This window comes from Bradyrhizobium algeriense (genome assembly GCF_036924595.1).
GTDB lineage: Bacteria > Pseudomonadota > Alphaproteobacteria > Rhizobiales > Xanthobacteraceae > Bradyrhizobium > Bradyrhizobium algeriense.
Map to the genome: position 1 here is coordinate 2180315 of NZ_JAZHRV010000001.1, position 17430 is coordinate 2197744.

Sequence of the window (17430 nt, forward strand, 5' to 3'; positions counted from 1 at the left end):
TTCGCTCCCGCGAACCGACCGTCCCCTCGCGCCTTTTGATGATCAGGGCTATTCTTTCTCTCCGATCGTGGTTTCGGCGAAGCGCGTGAATGGCAAGAAATGAGCCGCACAGCTTTCGTTGGTGATCAAATGGCGCACAGCGGCCAAAAGGGCTTCGGCATGACCAAGCACGGCCGATCAGGGCACGCGACCCGATCGCCGCGTTTCCGCTTCCTGCAGAAGCTCGAAGCACAAAGGAACGATCGCAGGGACCGCTCTCGGATCAAGGACCCGAAACAGTCTGTCGAAGAGCTATTCCATCCCCGGAAGCCAACATGAACCTGACGAACTAGCTAAGTGTGAACTTTCAGGAGGTTGTCCATTCGGGCCCGGCCGTGAACGCTGATGTCGCCAAACACACAGTGATTCGCGGGGGACCGAATGGACACTCACAAGAATGCGCCTCTGACGCCCAAAGGTCGAGAGGCCATGGTGCGAAGCGTTGTTGAGGGAGGGCTGAGCAAGGCAGCCGCCGCGCGGCAGTTCAATATTACGCCGAAGACCGCCGCCAAATGGGTCAACCGTTTCCGCACAGAAGGTGTGGATGGGTTGCGGGATCGTTCCTCACGGCCTCATTCATTGCCAAGCCAAACCCCAGCGGCCGCGTGTGCCGCCGTCGAGGCGTTGCGCCGACAGCGCTACACGGGCAAGCAGATCGCTACTGAGGTCGGGGTATCGGCAGCGACCGTCAGCCGCATCCTGCGCCGGCTCGGGCTGAATAGGCTCGCCGCGCTGGAGCCAGCCGAGCCGATCCGCCGCTATGAGCGCGAGCACCCGGGCGAGCTTATCCATCTCGATATCAAGAAGCTCGGCCGGATCGGCTCGGTGGGACATCGCATCACCGGGCGGTATCCTGGCGCGATCAACCGCCACCATGGCATCGGCTGGGAGTTCGTCCATGTCTGCATCGATGATGCTTCGCGCGTCGCCTTCGTCCAGGTCATGACCGATCAGCGCAAGGAAAGTGCTGTGGCTTTCCTTGCGGCCGCCGTCGCTTATTTCGCCAGGCTCGGAGTCCGCGTCGAGCGCGTGATGACGGATAATGGCTCGTGCTACCGCTCAGAGAGCTTCCGAGCAGCTTGTAAACGCCTCGGCCTTCGCCAAATCTTCACCAAGCCTTATACGCCCAAGACCAACGGCAAAGCCGAGCGCTTCATCCAAACCGCGCTTCGCGAATGGGCTTATGCGCAGGCCTACCAGAACTCAGACCAGCGAACGGCCGAACTGCCCAACTGGCTGCATCGCTACAATTGGCACCGGCCGCATGGTAGCCTGAAGGCCAACACTCCCATCAGCCGACTCGGTCTAGCCGGGAACAACCTCTTGAGGCTCCACAACTAAGTCCGGGTCTACGTCGGTTGCTGGAGGAAAAACGGACTACGTTTGCGCTGTTAGAGACTTCCGAGTCTGACCCAAAAGGAGACTGACGCGAGCGGGATCCCTAGGTGCGACGTGGAGTCAGGGCCAAGGCCCCAGGAACTAAGGTTTCTCACGCCAGTTGCTTGAAGAGAAGCTAAGGGAGAACTCCCATGGACAAGACCGACGCCTCTGCGATGACCGAAGCTTCCGGGCTGACGAGCGACCAGGAGCGGATCGAGCACGCTTCCGAGGCCATACGTGACATGACTGACGACATGACGGGCAATTCCGCACCGCTTGCGCCAAGGTCGCGATCGCTTACCGAACCCCTGGCCGATCACTTGCGCCGGATGACGCTTGCGGCTCCCCTACACTCGTTGGTGATAGCGTTCTTGCTCGGCACGTTTGTAGGTCGACGATACTGAACTGCGCGGTAGTGAGTCAAAGACGCGATCCCGCGGGGAGGGTAGCTTCTGGCGGATTGTGTTGAAGAAGTCCGCGAACTGGCAATTTGGGATCGGACAATGCGACCGGCGCACGGGTGCTTGGTTGTGCCTAAGCGGGCTGGAGCGCAGGGATCGGGATCAGCTTTGCGAGTTTCCGGCCGAGCTGGCAGAACCAGCGATAAGCGAGGTTCAGGTGCACCTCCTCGCACAACCGCCGTTCGGAACGAACGCCGATCTTCCGCCGTTCTTCCACGTATTCGAGGACCCTGCTCGACGAGGTGCTTGTGGACGGGCACGCGGCGCAGCCGCTTGCCCTTAGTGACCTCGGGCCTGAGCACGAAGCACCAATGCCCGATGATCAGCTGGACGTCGGAAGTGAAATCGCGTCATGACCCAAGCCGAACAACGCTTGAGCCATAGTTATCTCCGCTCTAACTAGCGGGCCGAATCTCCGTTTGCGGGTCGCCGCGACGGCGGCCGGGAGCGGGATGCGAACCAGGGACGTGGTCTCCAGGAGATGCACGACGGTTGCCAGAACTTTTCGTCTCCCGCCGGAAACCCCGCTTTCTTCCTGCGGCGCACACAGTTCTCCGCGGGCGCCGCTTCGATTGACGAATTTGCCACGCCCATCAGTCGAGCGATTTCTCGAGCTTTTGTGCCGCCCGAAAGTCATCCATGTGATGTAGGTTCGGGCCGTATGCGGCCTCCTTCGTCAGGAGGTGATAGATCCTTCCTACCACGATCTGGAGATGCCTCATCCGTCCGACGGGCATCGCCCGAGCCTTGCAAAGGGCTCGGACAGCATGGGCTCGGAAATAGTGAAAAGCGTCCGACATGCGGATCCAACGTCCGTCGGGGATTTTGGTTCTTCCGCCCGCCCCTCCAGGAACCCCTCGGAGATCACCTGGTTGAAAAGGCATGACAAGAATTCTCTACGAAAGCGCCAACGGTGACGTCTGGCGGCTGGTCCGCGATCCGCAGTCGGGTGTCGCGATGGTGGAGCACAAGCCCAATGCCAGCTCCGGGGGACGTGCGTCCCTGATCGAAATCGGAAAATTCCTTCGAGCTGGCGCCAACGGTCCCGAACACCAGGCTCTACTCCAGTTGATCGGCACCCTGGTCAACGACTGACGAGCGTCAGGAAGGTCGACTGGCCGCCGACTGCATTGGCGGTCTGCGCGCGAGGGTCGAGTTGGACACTATGCGATCGAGGATTTCGATGCCGCGACGCGGGCGTGGTTTCTATTCGTACTCGCGATGGACAGCCTGTGCCGCGCCATCGGCACCTCGGACATGTACCCATTCGTGTTGACGCGCCCGGTGATCGGCAAGCTGGCGTTTATTCAATAGCTGGTTCAACGCGAGCGGTCGGCATTACCGCCGACTCCGGCGGCGGGGTAGGGGGACAGTCGCCCAGGTGACGTTCCCTTGAAACAAAGCCGGTCTAATCGCATTGTAGCACATCACCGGCAATGGTCAGCCAAAGACGCGGGTGGAGATAGTGTGTGCTCCCGATATGATACAGGAGGTGCGCATGTGCGATTTGTGCCGCGAGCTGGACTATAAGATCGAAGCGTGTCGGAGATTAGAAAACTCAACCAATGACAAGCTAACGCGCGAAGCTCTCGCTGACCTCATCAGGGAATACGAGGAAGACAAAGTCAGGCTCCATCCACACCAGTCGGAGGAGGCATGGCGAAGTTAAGTTGCTTCGCAGTGTTCAATCCTGCGCAAGCCTTATGCTCGACGGATTGAGCGGCGAGTTGCAAAAGATGGCTCTGCGCTAACTCACCGGCACGCCGTCCGTAATGTCAGTATTGAACGTAGCCGATGGCCGGTAGAGTCCCTTCGCTTCAGACACGGGCCCGGATCGAGCGGCATACAAAGACTTTGGATCGCTAAAGCTGCGGGAGTTCAAGGGTCGCTCCGAACAAGGGCGGCTGCTTTTTATGCCTGGTGGGTGACGGGAACCAAAGCATGGATAGCGCTTTTACTGGATAGCGCACAGCCGCCCTTGCGCGTTGCAGGGGATGCGTCCCGGGATTGTTCATGAACAAGGTCAAGGATAAGAGACTAGCCCGGGCGGCGGCAAGCCTTCGGCGTGCTACCGTGCTGGAAGGTAAGCCCTTTCCGCTTGGAGCCACCTGGGATGGCCTTGGCGTTAATTTCGCACTGTTTTCGGCTCATGCCACCAAGGTCGAGCTCTGCCTCTTCGATGACAGCGGAAAGAAAGAGATCGAACGCATCGAGCTGCCCGAATACACCGATGAAGTCTGGCACGGTTATATACCGACCGCACGTCCGGGTACAGTCTACGCCTACCGGGTCCACGGCCCTTACGAGCCAGATGCGGGACACCGTTTCAATCCCAACAAGCTCGTGATTGATCCTTATGCTAAGCAGCTTGTGGGCGCGCTGCGTTGGGGACCAGAATTATTCGGCTATGAGCTCGGTCACTCGGACAAGGACAAGTCCTTCGATTCACGCGACAGCGCGCATCTTATGCAAAAATGCCGCGTGATAGACCCCGCCTTCACCTGGGGCCGTGCGGCAAAGCCCGAGGTGTCCTGGGACCGCACCATCTTTTACGAGATGCACGTCAAAGGTTTTACCCGAAGCCATCCGCTTGTACCGGAAGGCGACCGCGGTACCTTCGCCGGACTTTGCCATCCGCATATCCCTCCTTATCTTCGCGCGCTTGGGATCACGAGCGCTGAATTTCTACCCATCCATGCATTTGTGGACGATAGTTATCTTACGGAGAAGGGCCTGCGTAACTATTGGGGCTATAACTCGCTTGCGTTTTTCGCGCCCGAGCCGCGCTATCTCAAGACGCTTTTTGCGAATGAGTTCAAGGAAGCCGTCAACCAGTTCCACGCCCATGGTATCGAGGTGATTCTCGACGTCGTCTATAATCATACTGCCGAAGGGAACGAACTCGGGCCAACGCTTTCCTTCAAGGGCATCGATAATGCGAGCTATTATCGCCTGCTTCCGGACCAGAAGCGCTACTACATCAATGATACCGGTACCGGCAATACCGTAAACTTGTCGCACCCGCGCGTGCTCCAGATGGTCGCGGACAGCCTGCGCTACTGGGCGACCGAAATGCGCGTGGATGGTTTCCGCTTCGACCTTGCGACCATTCTTGCGAGGGAGCCCTACGGTTTCGATGAAGGCGGCGGCTTTCTGGATGCCTGTCGGCAGGATCCGATCCTTTCGTCTGTCAAGCTGATCGCCGAGCCTTGGGATGTAGGCCCGGGCGGCTATCAGGTCGGCCAATTTCCCCCTGGATGGGCGGAATGGAATGATAAATTCAGGGATGACGTGCGGCGCTTTTGGAAAGGGGATGAAGGCATGACACCCGAATTTGCGCGGCGCATCACCGCATCGGGCGACCTCTTCAACAAGCGTGGCCGCAGGCCATGGTCGTCCGTCAATTTCGTTACGGCGCATGACGGCTTCACACTGAACGACGTCGTTTCCTACAATGATAAACACAACGAGGCCAATGGCGAAGACAACCGCGACGGACACTCGGACAATCATTCGTGGAATCACGGCGCTGAAGGGCCGACTGATGATCCAGAGATCATCGAGCTTCGCGAGCAGCAAAAGCGCAATCTCCTAGCGACGGCGCTGCTGTCGCACGGGACGCCTATGATTCTCGCGGGTGACGAGTTTGGCCATACCCAGGGTGGCAACAACAACGCCTATGCTCAGGACAATGACACGACATGGCTCAACTGGCTCGGTATCTCGGCCGAAGGCCGCGCGTTGCGGGAATTCGTCCGCAAGCTAATCGCGACACGGCAGGCCTTTCCCATCCTGCATCGCTCAAGGTTCGTCATCGGCAACGTCAATGAAGAACTAGACGTGAAGGACGTAAGCTGGCTCGCTCCGAACGGCCTGGAGATGACAACGGCGGATTGGGACAATCCGGCCACGCGATGTTTCGGTATGCTGCTTGACGGAAGGGCCCAGGACACTGGCGTCAAACGGCAAGGCTCGGATGCGACGCTGCTGCTTATTTATAACGCGCATCATGATTTCGTCGAATTCGTCTTGCCCGAAGTGGCGCAGGGCCGCGCCTGGGCCGGGCTCATTGATACGCATGTACCGGATGTGACGGTGACGGCTTATCCTTTTGGCCATCGCTTAAAGGCCGCTGGTCGATCAATGCTGGCGCTCGGCCTCGCGACGGAAGAGACCATGACGCGACGGCTCCGCCAGGGTCTTGGTGCCATCATGGATATTGCCGAATTTCCACTTCAGGTCTAGGCCACGCCTCCTTCTTCGAGAACGCGCAGGACGCCTTGCAATGGCACGGAAATCCAAGCCGGCCGGTAGGAAAGCTCGTATTCGACCTCATAGAGCGCTTTTTCGAGCAGAAAGAAATTCAACATCGCTTTCGTATCGTCGGCGCGGTCGGGCCACAAAACCGAGGCGCCTATCACATCCTGATAAGCGCTCAGAAAGCCATCTGTGGACTGTTGGCGCCATGCGAATAAGGCTCGCGACGTCGGGGTGTTGAACTTTTCTAACTTCTGCCTCTGCTGCCTCGATGCCATGGCGGCGTAGTCTAGTGAGCGCAACACACCTGCGACGTCGCGCGCAGCAGGAGCCTTGCGCCTCCGGTCTGCCAAGGGTCGGCTGGGCTCGCCCTCGAAGTCAATAATGACTGCGTCCTCATTGGCTACAAGCACCTGGCCCAAATGCAAATCGCCGTGATGGCGTATCTTGCAGCGGCCAAGCGAAGGACGGATGAGGTTAGCTGCGTAATCATACAGTCGGGGTTTGACCCGAAACAAGCGCTCCATGAGGGGGCGGTCGTTCACATCCAGCGGCGATTCCTCCAACCTCTTGAAGATACGAGCAGCGCGCTCCATAACGTCGCCGATCCAGAAATCGAGATCGCCTTCGTCGATCGCCTCAGGCTTGAACGCCCCTATGTCATCGCGGCTCGCCAATGAGCGATGCATCTCCGCCACACGGCATCCCAGACGCCGCACCCACTGGAGATAATCCCGTCGTGCGGTGATCGCTTTGTCGCGTTCTTCAGAGCCTTTCGCGATTGAATCGAGATAAATGCTGAGGCGGTCGGCCGACCAGGTCCAGGCATCACCGCGGTTCGGCACAAATGCGTGGACGATACCAAGGGCATAACTCGCGGAAGCATGAGCAGCCTCGAGGTGGCCAAGCAGCGCAGGTGTATGCGTAAAATTCGCCGCCTCGGTCAGAAAGTGTCCCATCTCAACTTCGGGGTTTTGGCCGGGCTCGATTTGGCGATACAGCTTGACGACATAGTCCTGATCAACCAGCGCCGTACTGTTGGATTGTTCGCCTTGAATTGCGCGGATCCGGGATGGAGTATTCGGTGGTTGGCTCCCGAGTTTGCTCGTGGGCTTGAAGTCTAGCCGCCAACCCGAGCCGGCAATGGAGGCCTCCCGTCGAAGGTGCTCAAGGATTCGTCGGATGAAAGCCGGATCAGCAGCGACGTCGCACAGCAATCCTTCACGCTCACCCTGGTGCAAACGGGCCACGATGGATTTATCCGGTTCGGGAGCCGCATCAACGGACCAGTCGACCCGCAAGGGCAGGAGATAGCGCGCGTGATGGTTGGTTTCGATAATGACAAAAGTGGTTGAGTCCGCGGTGAAAGGAAGGCGTGCAATGATCTTTGGCTTAATTCGCGTTTCAGAGTTACCAGGGAACCACCGGGCTTTGGCGAGATAGGACGGAAGAAAATGTCTTTCGAGAGCTGCGGTCACCTCTCTATTCGCAACCCATGAAGAACCTTCCGGTATGTCCAAGAACGCAAGGTTTTCACCGGCGGTGCCCATGTTCGTTAACCCAAGCATCGGAAAATAAGCACGGGATCGTGTATGGGATCGATCCAAAGCCGCATACCGCCATAGGCGACGGGCGAGGTCGGACCGGATTTGAGGTTTTCGAGCGCGGTCACGGGCTTCAAGTCGCCATGGCCTGGCCGCACTTGCACATCACCGAGCGGGAGCCAGAATTCCCGGAAACCACCCGTTAACGCGATGACGGTCACGACTACGTTTGTCTGATCGGCAGAATGTTTGACGTAGGCTATGACCGAGTTGTCCTCCACGGGCAGAAACCGAATCGCGGAGGTCTGTTGCAGTGCCGGGTTTTCGCGCCGGATACGATTGATCTGGGCGATATAAGGCTTGATGTTTCCGGGCTTGTCCCAATCGCGGGATTTCAATTCGTATTTTTCGGAATTGAGATACTCCTCGCGGCCGGGTATCGGCTCATGCTCGAGAAGTTCAAAACCGTTATAGATGCCGTAGTTGCTTGATAACGTTGCAGCCAGCGCAAGCCGCGTCTTGAACGTCCATGGCTCGCCGCGCTGAAGGTGGAACGGCAGGATGTCGGGCGTGCTAACAAAGAAATTAGGACGATAAAATTCGCGCTCGGGGTAGCCCGCGAGCTCGTTCACATATTGCTCGATCTCCCATCTTTCCGTGCGCCACGTGAAGTACGTGTAAGACTGCGTGAAGCCGAGCTTGGCAAGCCCCTTCATGACTTTGGGCCTGGTGAATGCCTCCGAAAGGAAAAGCACGTCAGGATCGCGCGCTTGTACCTCCTTGATCAGCCATTCCCAAAAGCGAAACGGCTTCGTGTGTGGGTTGTCGACACGAAAGATTTTGACGCCTTGCGAGACCCAGAACAGGACGACATCGCGCAACGCTCGGTATAACCCCTCAGCATCGTCCGACTCGAAATCAACATTCACGATGTCTTCGTATTTCTTTGGGGGGTTCTCCGCGTATTTCATCGAGCCGTCTGGACGGCGTTTGAACCATTCCGGATGCTGCTTGAGCCAGGGGTGATCCGGTGAACATTGAATAGCGAAGTCGAGCGCGACCTCCATGCCGGCGGCAGCGCATGCCGCAACAAACCGCCGAAATTCATCCAGGCTTCCAAGCTGAGGATGGATGGCATCATGTCCACCCTCATGTGAGCCAATCGCGTAAAAGCTGCCCGGATCACCGTCGACCGCCCTGAGAGCATTGTTGCCTCCCTTGCGGTTCGTGCGTCCAATCGGGTGGATGGGCGTCAAATACACGACATCGAAGCCCATGGCCTGGATGTCGGGAAGACGATCAATGCAGTCGTTCCACGTGCCGTGCTGTCCCGGGTGAGGACTCTGGCTGCGCGGCACCATCTCGTACCAGGAGCTGTAGCGAGCCTGGGGCCGATCCACCATGAGTGTAAGCGGCTTCGATCGGGTGAGATCCGTACGCTCTTGCCCTTCAGCCATCGCCTTTTTGAGGTCATCGGAGAGCAGGACCTCGCACTTGCCCGACTGTAAGAAGGTTTCGCATGCACGTGCAATCTTCGCTGTAGCTTCCTGACCGCCGCTCACGGCGCGGGTAAGCAGGGAAGCTCCCTCCATGGCGTCAAGCTCGGTCGCCACATTGGCTTTGCGTTTTTGCTCAAAGCCATGTCGCCACGTCGCGAATTCGTCAGTCCACGCCTCAATCGCGTAGCTGCAGAGGCCGGTCTTCTCAGGCACGAAGGATCCCACCCAGCGGTCATTGCCGTGGTGAATCATGGCGGTCCGCTGCCAATCGGATTCGGGCTCGCGGCGCCATATCAAGTCGGCGGCAACGACATCGTGGCCGTGGCGATAGATATCTGCCCAGACCTCGACGGCCTCGCCCACGATCCGTTTGACCGCAAAGCGGCCACAGTCAATTGAGGGGAAGATCTCCTCGATATGAAAAGCCTGTTTTACAGGAGCGCTCATGGCATGATGGGGACGCGGCAGCACAGAGACTTATGTACGAATGCCGGATGTGCCGGATTGGTTCCTGAGTGCTGCCGGCGCCTCGGGAAGGAACTGTTTGGGCATCACGCGGTTAGACTTTCCGGACCATTTATCTTGGTCTTCGGCGACGCATTGAGCTACCAAGAGGTACTCGAATATTTCGAGTTGCCGCTACGAATCAGTGCATCTTCTTGCCACCACTCGTTCGAAACGGACTGGTTGCTAAACGTGCCGCGGCCAAGAGTGCGCGGCGGCGCGCATTAACGAGGAATGTCATCATGAGCCCGAAAACGGAGCCAATCGGCAACATGAAATAGGACCCGGATGACGCGCAGGCATAGTATCGACGAACAAGCCGACAATGAAACGCATCTTCATCCCAAATCGTCGAAGTCTTCCGGCGCAAGCTTGAGGGCGGCCGCAAGCACATTATCCTCTAGGTGATCAATGGATCGAGTGCCGGGGATTGGCAGCATAACAGGTGATTTGGCGAGCAGCCACGCAAGGGATAAGGCTGCGTGCGTGAGACCGCGACGCGAGGCGACTTGCTTTATCTTGAGTGCCCTTAGGCCGCGTTTGCCGCCCAGAGGATACCACGGCAGAAAAGCAATTCTAAGACGCTCGCACGCGGCGAGTACGTCTTCGCTGGTTCGGTTTCGCAGATTGTACATGTTCTGAACCGACACGATTGGCGTGATGGAGCGCGCCACTTCGAGCTGCGCAACCGTGACGTTCGAAATGCCAATATGGCGAATTTTGCCTGAGCGCTGTAAATCAACCAGTGCTCCAACCGACTCTATAAATGGCATATTGGGATCAGGCGCATGGAATTGATACAAATCGATGCGCTCTAGCCGCAAGCGCTGTAAGCTACCTTCAACCGCGCGTCGTAAATGGTCGGGGCGACCGTCTGGGACCCAAGATCGGCGATTTGGTCGCACCAAGCCACCTTTCGTGGCAATGACCAAACCCGGAGGGTAAGGATACAGCGCCTGCGAGATTAATGACTCGTTCGTCTCGGGGCCGTAACTATCCGCCGTGTCAATAAAGTTCACGCCAAGCTCGACCGCGCGATGCAGAACCCGATTGGCATGCCCTCGATCCCTTGGTCTTCCCAAGCTGCATCTCCGCATAGGCGCATTGCGCCGAAGCCCAATCGGTTGACTGTTAAGTCCCCAAGGCCAATTGTTCCAGCAACAGCTGCGCCTTTGTTTGGAGACTGTTCCACCCGCAACTCCATCTCATCGAAACCGCAACGTACATGCTGCATTCTCGGAAACGGTCTACCTTTGGCATTTTTCGGAAGTGTCAGTCTCGGAGCGTAAACTCTTGCGAACGACGTTGATCGTCAAGCGAGCGACAAGCATAACCGGTGAGCTTTGGGCGGCCTTTACGGCCGCAGGGGCTGCTCTACAATGGCTGAAATTGCAATTTCTCGCGTGCGCAGCCCCAAGCAGCTTCGAGGAGTAGAGTGCGGACTTGCGGGAGCGAATGTCGCTTCATGGCGCAAAGCGGCCGTTAACGAAAGAGCGCTCCGTCCACTTTTTATGTTGCCGAACAAGAGTTTGGCGTTAACCACCGCCAAGAGTTCCAGTCTGAGTGAAATCGCTTCGAAGTTTGTTAAATTTTTGCTGGGTACGCCTTCCAAGCAACGTGACCTGGAGAAATATATGAGTAAGCGGGCCAAACGTGGAAAGGCAGAGAGCCGGAGGGGAAAAGTAATTCCGTTGACAGCAGGGCTGCGCCACCTGTCGGTTCACCGACCTTACGTGGCGGATATGCGCGTTTTTGAATTCATCGAATAATGTCGGGCCTTTGGCACAAAGCTGATCTAGCGCCGTGAGTGACGCGTTTTTGCTTCCGGATGAAAAGCAGACATCCCGCACGTCTGTTTTTTTAATGGCTGCTTCTGGCGGCGCAAAGCGGCCATTGAGCTCTATTCAAAGGGCGAATCAATTTTGCCTCTCGTTTGCCGGAGCTACCCAAAGCTGTCTCATGATGAATTTAACCGAAGGGTAGTAGTCGCCATTCCGACAAAGAGAAATTCCCTAATGGTCTCAATCCTTCGGAAGGCTGCAAAATGTCGGAATGGCCCTTGCACGGATTGCGGAATTTCCCGACTTCCAAGCTGAATACGAGGGTTCGATTCCCTTCACCCGCTCCATTTCATTCCTGCCGTGAAGAAGCTGATGCCCGGCCAAGGCGTCAGCCGGGAGCGAGCGATCCTTGCTTGAAGAGACAGATGGGCGGCAGGTCTGATGCGCATCATCTACTTCTGTCTGGGTTGGGTGATGGTCGCGCTCGGCGTGATCGGCCTGGTGATGCCGCTGATGCCGGGAGTGGTTTTCCTGATCGCGGCAGCGGCGTGTTTCGCGCGTTCCTCGCCCCGGCTGGAGGCATGGCTGCTCGATCATCCGACATTTGGCAAACCGCTGCGGGATTGGCGCGCCGCCGGGGCCATCCCGCGTCCGGCCAAGGCCATGGCTTGCGCGGGGATGACGATCGGGTTCGTCGTATTCTGGTATAGCGTCGATCCGTCAATGCCGCTTGCTGCGGGTGTGGCGGTGCTGTTCCTGGCCGGTGCTGCCTACGTCGTATCGCGTCCGGCGATCGTCGATCCGGACTCCTCCGTCTAGGACACCCGGTTCGGTGGAGGGCGGCGCCAGATCAGCGCGGCCGTCGACGTGTCCGGCCGGCAAAGCTGGCCCGCTCAGCGCAAGACCGCGATTGATTTTCGATCTGGTGCGACCTGCCTTCGCGCACTTCGAGCCCTCTACCGATGGAATCCTGGCCCATCGGACCTCGTTCATTGAGGCTTGATGCCTGCTTGCTTGATGATGCGGTCCCATCTGTCGATTTCACTCTTGAGGAGGGCTTCGAGCGCCGCTGGCGTTGCGCGCTCCTGCTCGACGGGCGCCATGCTGAGTTCGGCGAAGCGGCTCACCAAAGGCGGATCCGCGAGTGCCTTCTGCAGCGCGTTCACGAGCGCATCGATGATCGGCTTCGGCGTATTGCGCGGCGCATACATCCCATACCAGGTCGTGACGTCGAATTGCGGTACACCAGCCTCGGCAGACGTCGGCACATTCGGCAAGGTCGCGACGCGCTTTTTGCTGGTAATGGCGAAGCCCGGGATGGTGCCGGCCTGAATATAAGGCGTCGGTCCGGTTGCCGGATCGCAATAGACGTCGATGTGACCGGCGATGATATCGTTGAGCGCGGGACCACCGCCCTTGTAGTAGATCGGCGTCAGCTTGGCTTCGATGGCGCTCATGAACATCAGCCCGCAGAGATGCGATGCGGAGCCGAGGCCGACATTGCCATACGTAACCTTGTCGCCCTGGGAGCGCACATATGCGACCAGTTCCTTCAGGTCCTTGGCGGGAAAATTGGCTCGCGCCACCAGGATCATGGGCACGTCGGTGACGAGGCCGATCGGGGCAAAGTCGCCGACGGGATCAAACGGCAGCTTCGCATAGAGCGAGGGCGCGGTCGCCTGGCCGACATGCATGAGCAAGAGAGTGTGGCCGTCGGGTGCGGCCTTGGCGACCCGGTTGGTGCCGATAGTGCCACCGGCGCCGACGACGTTCTCGATCACTACCGCCTGCTTGAGTGTCGCGCTCATTGAGCTGCCGAGCAGGCGCGCGATCACGTCGCCTGGGCCGCCGGCCGAGAAGGGAACCACCATGGTGATCGGTCGGTTTGGGAATTCCTGCGCCAATGCCGGCAGCATCGGCGACAGCAGCAACATCAGGAGAACGCCTTTTACGAACTTCATGGCAGCTTCCTATCGGCCTTGTGGCCCTTCGTAGCTCGATCGGGAAAAGGATCGGTCATTCGTCCGCGTTCACCTTTTCGTCCGATGCGGATGTTCGCTCGATCATGCTGAGCGCGGCCACGGCCGCCGCCTTGATATGATCGACACAGCACTGCTCAGCGAGGTCGGGATCGCCGTTCTGGATGGCGCGCCAGATCGCCGTGACCTCACGAAGGCTCTTGTTAATTCGCTTCGGCTGCGACATCGACGTAATTCGCAACAGCGTGATCCGGTCGTGCAGCGGCCTGAGCATTCGCTCGATGAAGGCGTTCTGACAGCCGCCGATCAGCGCGGCGTAGAACTCCGTCTTGGCCTCGAGAGCCGTCATGAGATCGCCTTCGGCGAATGCGGCTTTCAATTTGGTCAGGGCATCCCCGATCCGGCGAACGACAGCGGGATCGTGCAGGCGCGCGCACTCTCGTCCGGCAAATCCTTCGAGGACGGCGCGGGCTGCGTAGAGCTGCTTTGCTTCCTCAAGGCTGATAGTGCTGACGACAGGGCCACGGTGAGGGACCGTATTGACGAGACCATCGGCTTCCAGCAACCGGAGCGCTTCGCGAATGGACGGCCGGCTTACACCCGTCATCTCGCAAAGCTCCCGTTCGACCAGGCGCTGGCCCGGCTTTAGCTTTCCGGACATGATCGCCTCGCGCAGCTTCTGGGCGACCCTCGACCGGACGGTCGGAACGTCCTCGATCCGGAGCGTAGATTGCAATTCACCGCGTTTGTCCATTGTCTACCGCCTTGGTGCCGGCATTGGTTCAATAGCGATTTACGGGCAGAATCATCATCTCCGCAATCTGAACATGCGGCGGCTGGTCCAACGCAAAGACGATCGACCGGGCAATATCGGCCGGATCGAGCGCCATCTTGAACTGGTCGAAATAGTCCTTTTCCTTCTCCCGGTCGCCGCGATAGCGGGTGAGGATGATGTTGGTCCTGGTCAGGCCGGGCTGCATCTCGGTGACCCGGATCGCCGTTTCCGCGAGCTCTCCCCGGAGCGTTTCGGTAAACATGTGTACGCCCGCCTTGCTGGCGCTGTAGGCAGCCATGTCGGGAATGATGCGTACGGCGTTGATTGAGCTGATGTTGACGATGTGGCCTGCGTTACGCCTGACCATGTCGGGCAGCAGGCTGCGGGTCACCCGCATCAGGCCGATCAGATTGGTCTGGATGATTCCGGACCAATCGTCGGCCGCGCCGGCATCGAAGCGCGTCCGGCCGCCAATGTCGTGGCCGGCATTGTTGATGAGAATGTCGATCGGCTTGAAGGAGTCCGGGATGAGGTCGGGCAGGCGATCCACGCTGGTCGGGTCGGTGATATCAAGCTGGATCGGAAATGTGCCGCCGCCCATTTCGCCGGCGAATTGACGAAGGGATTCGCCGTCGCGATCGGCCAGCACGACCCGGCGTCCGCTTTCGACCAGCGCTTTCGTGATGGCGCGACCCATGCCTCCGGCGGCGCCGGTCACCACGGCATTTCGGCTCAATGCTTCAGCCATTGCAGATCTCCTGAGTGAGACGGCCGACGGTGCTCATGCGATGGACCAGCCCCCGTCGATTGGCAGCGTTGCTCCGGTGACATCCTGTGCGGCAGGGCTGCACAGGAAGGCAGCCATCGCACCGACGGCCTCCATGGCGACAAACCGTCCGGTCGGCTGGCGTGCCGCCAGATAATCGCGCGTCGCTTCCTCGACGGTGCTGCCGTCGGCGGCCGCGATCCCTGCGATTTTTCCCTGAATGGCCGGCGTCGGCAGCGTGCCCGGGCAAAGCGCGTTGCAGGTAATCCCGCTCTTTGCCGTCTCGATCGCGACGGCGCGGGTCATGCCGACAATGGCCGTTTTGGTGGTCACATAATCGATGCGGTCCGCAACCGCGCGGGTCGAATAGATCGACGCCATGTTGATGATGCGGCCCCAGCGTTTCTCTTTCATTCCGGGCAATGCGAGACGGATCAGGTGGAACGGGGCCGACAGATTGACGGCGAGCGCTTCGTCCCATCGTTCCGGCGGGAAGTTTTCGGCCGGTGAAAAATGCCGCACCACCGCATTGTTCACCAGGATATCGACCGTGCTGACGCGGCGGAGCAGGTCGTTCATCATCGCTTCTATGGCGGTGCGCTGCGACAGGTCGGCTGCGATGCTAATCACCTCGACGCCAAACTGCGTGCGTAGACGATCTTTCGTCTGCACCGGTTCGTTCAGATCGTGCAGGACAATGTTGGCTCCCGCTCCGGCAAGGCTTTCGGCCACGGCCAGGCCCAGGCCCGCCGTTGCCCCGGTCACGAGAGCCCATTTGCCCTTCAACATCGTCTCAGGCCCCGGTTACTTCTTGTCCAGTTCGGCAAACACTTCCTTGGCGTTACGGAAAGCGTCCACGCCGGCCGGCACGCCGCAATAGATCGCGACCTGCATGAACACCTCGCGTATTTCCTCGCGCGTCGCGCCGTTGGTCAGGGCGCCCCGAACATGGGTCTTGAGTTCCTGCGGCCGGTTGAGCGCGCACAGCATCGCGAGGTTGAGAAAGCTGCGGGTCTTGTGCGTAAGGCCGTCGCGGCCCCAGACATAGCCCCAGCAATACTCCGTCGTGAGGTCCTGCATCGGACGGTTGAAGTCGTCGGCCGATGCGATCGCCTTGTCGACGAATTCATTGCCCAGAACGTTCTTTCGGATCTGGAGGCCTCGATCGTATGTCGCCTTGTCCATATCGCTATCCAATCTTCAGCTAGCTTTTGGGCCAGAACGGCTGGGACAGTGCCAGTTGCGGCGGGAATACCGTGACCGGTACGCCGGCTTGCCACTGCACGATGGTCATCCCAGCGCCGACGCGACGGCCCTTTTCGTCGAACTTGATTTCGCCGAGCGGGTAATATTTCGACGGACCGGCATCCATCGAGCGCAGCGCATCGGCGACCGCAACGCGGTCAGCCTTGCCGGCCTTCTCGAGCGCGTCCTTGATCACCCACATGTCGCCATAGGTGGAGATCGCGTTCTGCGTCATCCAGGGCTCCTTGTAGCGGGTCTTGAGTTCGGCGATCAGCGCCTCGTGGCCCTTGGCGCCCCAACTCGCGACACAAGTGAGGAGGCCCTGCAGCAATTCCGGGCTGACGGTCTGCAGCATGTCGGGTTCGGCAATGGCGATGCCGAACGAGATGGTTGGAATCTTGCCTTGCCCGAGGCCGAACTCGTTCATCTTCTCGAGCAGCAGCTTGGCGTCGGAAATCACGGTCGGCAGGAAGAAGAGCAAGTCGGGTTTCGCCGACCGGATTTTTTGAACCAGTGGGGTGGCGTCGGCGAGCGGCGGAGTAAAGGTTTCATCGACGATCAACTGCAGACCGTTTTCGGCGAGCAGGCCGTCGCGCATCGCCTTTGCCGAGGAAACCGATGCCGCGGTGTTGTCGGTGATGATCGCGACCGTCTTGGGCTTCTTTCCGGAAGCGGTTTCAGCAAGCTTCACGATCTGCGGCAAAGCCTGTTTTGCCTGCGATCCCGCCGTAGCCGATGTCTGGAAGACATATTTGAAGCCGCGATCGGTAATCAGGTCGGAGTAGGAGAGGGTGAGGACCGGAAGATTGGCCCGCTCCGTGACCTCGGTGACCGCCAGTGTGAATGAACTCAGATAGGAGCCGCTGGCCGCCACCAAATCGGGTTCCTGCGCGACCATGCGCTGCGCGGCATTCTTGGCCTTCTCGGTGGTATCGCCGGAATCGAGCACGACCAGCTTGAGCTTGGCGCCGCCGAGCGACTTGATGCCGCCCTGCGCATTGATGTGTTCTACCCCCATCTCGGCACCGTGGCGCATCACGGCTCCCGGACGCGCATAGAGGCCGGAAATCGGCACCAGCAACCCGACCTTCACTTCGGACGGTTGTTGCGCCCACACGCGAGACGAGATCAGGCCGGCGGATGCGCCGGCGAGCAAGCTGCGCCGCGTCAATGCGGCCGAGGTAATTTTTGTCATGACTA

Annotated in this window: 16 protein-coding genes and 1 pseudogene; 7 read left to right on the top strand and 10 right to left on the bottom strand. The window is 59.1% G+C overall.

Translation table 11 applies throughout. The features are described from left to right. Window positions 1–420 precede the first annotated feature (420 nt). A complete protein-coding gene (locus V1286_RS10560; RefSeq protein ID WP_334479410.1) occupies window positions 421–1380 on the top strand; it encodes an IS481 family transposase in 960 nt (319 codons plus the stop codon). 188 nt (window positions 1381–1568) lie between these two features. Further along, window positions 1569–1823, top strand: a complete 255-nt coding sequence (locus V1286_RS10565) for a hypothetical protein (protein WP_334479411.1) — start codon at window positions 1569–1571, stop codon at window positions 1821–1823. A gap of 178 nt (window positions 1824–2001) precedes the next feature. On the opposite strand, the pseudogene V1286_RS38875 reads toward V1286_RS10565, so the two are convergent. Beyond that, a pseudogene (locus V1286_RS38875) lies at window positions 2002–2076 on the bottom strand (transposase); the annotation flags it as partial. A 686-nt stretch (window positions 2077–2762) separates the two neighbouring features. Between V1286_RS38875 and V1286_RS10570 the strand changes: the two are divergent. The 3 genes from V1286_RS10570 to glgX all read left to right on the top strand — a co-directional run bounded on the left by V1286_RS10570 (window position 2763) and on the right by glgX (window position 6125). Then, on the top strand, window positions 2763–2975 hold the full coding sequence (locus V1286_RS10570; RefSeq protein WP_334367569.1) for a hypothetical protein: 213 nt from the start codon (window positions 2763–2765) through the stop codon (window positions 2973–2975). A gap of 75 nt (window positions 2976–3050) precedes the next feature. Further along, window positions 3051–3194: a putative zinc-binding metallopeptidase gene (locus V1286_RS38880; protein ID WP_417021246.1), complete on the top strand. Its 144-nt coding sequence runs from the start codon at window positions 3051–3053 to the stop codon at window positions 3192–3194. Window positions 3195–3893: 699 nt separating this feature from the next. Then, entirely contained in the window at window positions 3894–6125 is a 2232-nt protein-coding gene (gene glgX, locus V1286_RS10575; RefSeq protein ID WP_334479412.1) for a glycogen debranching protein GlgX, read from the top strand. Here glgX and V1286_RS10580 read toward each other — a convergent pair. From V1286_RS10580 to V1286_RS10590, 3 genes are all read right to left on the bottom strand, one after another. Further along, window positions 6122–7687, bottom strand: a complete 1566-nt coding sequence (locus V1286_RS10580; RefSeq protein ID WP_334479413.1) for a putative maltokinase — start codon at window positions 7685–7687, stop codon at window positions 6122–6124. The genes glgX and V1286_RS10580 overlap by 4 nt on opposite strands. Before the next feature lie 5 nt (window positions 7688–7692). Then, the gene (locus V1286_RS10585; RefSeq protein ID WP_334479415.1) at window positions 7693–9627 is read right to left on the bottom strand and encodes an alpha-1,4-glucan--maltose-1-phosphate maltosyltransferase; all 1935 of its coding nucleotides are present in this window, start codon (window positions 9625–9627) and stop codon (window positions 7693–7695) included. Between the two features lie 395 nt (window positions 9628–10022). Beyond that, window positions 10023–10703, bottom strand: a complete 681-nt coding sequence (locus V1286_RS10590; RefSeq protein ID WP_334479416.1) for an aldo/keto reductase — start codon at window positions 10701–10703, stop codon at window positions 10023–10025. A 360-nt stretch (window positions 10704–11063) separates the two neighbouring features. On the opposite strand from V1286_RS10590, the gene V1286_RS10595 reads away from it, so the two are divergent. Both V1286_RS10595 and V1286_RS10600 read left to right on the top strand, forming a co-directional pair. Beyond that, on the top strand, window positions 11064–11453 hold the full coding sequence (locus tag V1286_RS10595) for a hypothetical protein (protein WP_334479418.1): 390 nt from the start codon (window positions 11064–11066) through the stop codon (window positions 11451–11453). A 453-nt stretch (window positions 11454–11906) separates the two neighbouring features. Beyond that, entirely contained in the window at window positions 11907–12284 is a 378-nt protein-coding gene (locus tag V1286_RS10600; protein WP_334479419.1) for a YbaN family protein, read from the top strand. Window positions 12285–12454: 170 nt separating this feature from the next. On the opposite strand, the gene V1286_RS10605 is transcribed toward V1286_RS10600, so the two are convergent. The 6 genes from V1286_RS10605 to V1286_RS10630 are packed head-to-tail and all read right to left on the bottom strand — an operon-like array spanning window position 12455 to window position 17425. Further along, window positions 12455–13426 carry a tripartite tricarboxylate transporter substrate-binding protein gene (locus V1286_RS10605; protein ID WP_334479422.1) on the bottom strand — a complete coding sequence of 324 codons (972 nt, stop codon included), beginning with the start codon at window positions 13424–13426 and terminating at the stop codon, window positions 12455–12457. A gap of 55 nt (window positions 13427–13481) precedes the next feature. After that, window positions 13482–14198, bottom strand: a complete 717-nt coding sequence (locus tag V1286_RS10610; protein WP_334479423.1) for a GntR family transcriptional regulator — start codon at window positions 14196–14198, stop codon at window positions 13482–13484. Window positions 14199–14226: 28 nt separating this feature from the next. After that, entirely contained in the window at window positions 14227–14967 is a 741-nt protein-coding gene (locus tag V1286_RS10615; RefSeq protein ID WP_334479424.1) for an SDR family oxidoreductase, read from the bottom strand. Window positions 14968–15000: 33 nt separating this feature from the next. Continuing rightward, window positions 15001–15774 (bottom strand): 3-hydroxybutyrate dehydrogenase, encoded by a 774-nt coding sequence (locus tag V1286_RS10620; protein ID WP_334479425.1) that lies wholly within the window; start codon window positions 15772–15774, stop codon window positions 15001–15003. A gap of 15 nt (window positions 15775–15789) precedes the next feature. Then, window positions 15790–16170, bottom strand: coding sequence for a carboxymuconolactone decarboxylase family protein (locus V1286_RS10625; protein ID WP_212032507.1), 381 nt, complete (start codon window positions 16168–16170; stop codon window positions 15790–15792). A 19-nt stretch (window positions 16171–16189) separates the two neighbouring features. After that, complete coding sequence (locus tag V1286_RS10630; protein WP_334479430.1) at window positions 16190–17425, bottom strand: ABC transporter substrate-binding protein; 1236 nt, start codon at window positions 17423–17425, stop codon at window positions 16190–16192. Between the last annotated feature and the right edge of the window lie 5 nt (window positions 17426–17430).

What these genes read in the sequence shown, in the direction of transcription:
- V1286_RS10630 (WP_334479430.1), bottom strand. Translation starts at nt 17,425, where the DNA reads ATGACAAAAATTACCTCGGCCGCATTGACGCGGCGCAGCTTGCTCGCC.
- V1286_RS10610 (WP_334479423.1), bottom strand. Translation starts at nt 14,198, where the DNA reads ATGGACAAACGCGGTGAATTGCAATCTACGCTCCGGATCGAGGACGTT.
- V1286_RS10625 (WP_212032507.1), bottom strand. Translation starts at nt 16,170, where the DNA reads ATGGACAAGGCGACATACGATCGAGGCCTCCAGATCCGAAAGAACGTT.
- V1286_RS10565 (WP_334479411.1), top strand. Translation starts at nt 1,569, where the DNA reads ATGGACAAGACCGACGCCTCTGCGATGACCGAAGCTTCCGGGCTGACG.
- V1286_RS10570 (WP_334367569.1), top strand. Translation starts at nt 2,763, where the DNA reads ATGACAAGAATTCTCTACGAAAGCGCCAACGGTGACGTCTGGCGGCTG.
- V1286_RS10605 (WP_334479422.1), bottom strand. Translation starts at nt 13,426, where the DNA reads ATGAAGTTCGTAAAAGGCGTTCTCCTGATGTTGCTGCTGTCGCCGATG.
- V1286_RS10615 (WP_334479424.1), bottom strand. Translation starts at nt 14,967, where the DNA reads ATGGCTGAAGCATTGAGCCGAAATGCCGTGGTGACCGGCGCCGCCGGA.
- V1286_RS10560 (WP_334479410.1), top strand. Translation starts at nt 421, where the DNA reads ATGGACACTCACAAGAATGCGCCTCTGACGCCCAAAGGTCGAGAGGCC.
- V1286_RS10595 (WP_334479418.1), top strand. Translation starts at nt 11,064, where the DNA reads ATGGCTGAAATTGCAATTTCTCGCGTGCGCAGCCCCAAGCAGCTTCGA.
- V1286_RS10600 (WP_334479419.1), top strand. Translation starts at nt 11,907, where the DNA reads ATGCGCATCATCTACTTCTGTCTGGGTTGGGTGATGGTCGCGCTCGGC.
- V1286_RS10585 (WP_334479415.1), bottom strand. Translation starts at nt 9,627, where the DNA reads ATGAGCGCTCCTGTAAAACAGGCTTTTCATATCGAGGAGATCTTCCCC.
- V1286_RS10580 (WP_334479413.1), bottom strand. Translation starts at nt 7,687, where the DNA reads ATGGGCACCGCCGGTGAAAACCTTGCGTTCTTGGACATACCGGAAGGT.
- glgX (WP_334479412.1), top strand. Translation starts at nt 3,894, where the DNA reads ATGAACAAGGTCAAGGATAAGAGACTAGCCCGGGCGGCGGCAAGCCTT.
- V1286_RS10620 (WP_334479425.1), bottom strand. Translation starts at nt 15,774, where the DNA reads ATGTTGAAGGGCAAATGGGCTCTCGTGACCGGGGCAACGGCGGGCCTG.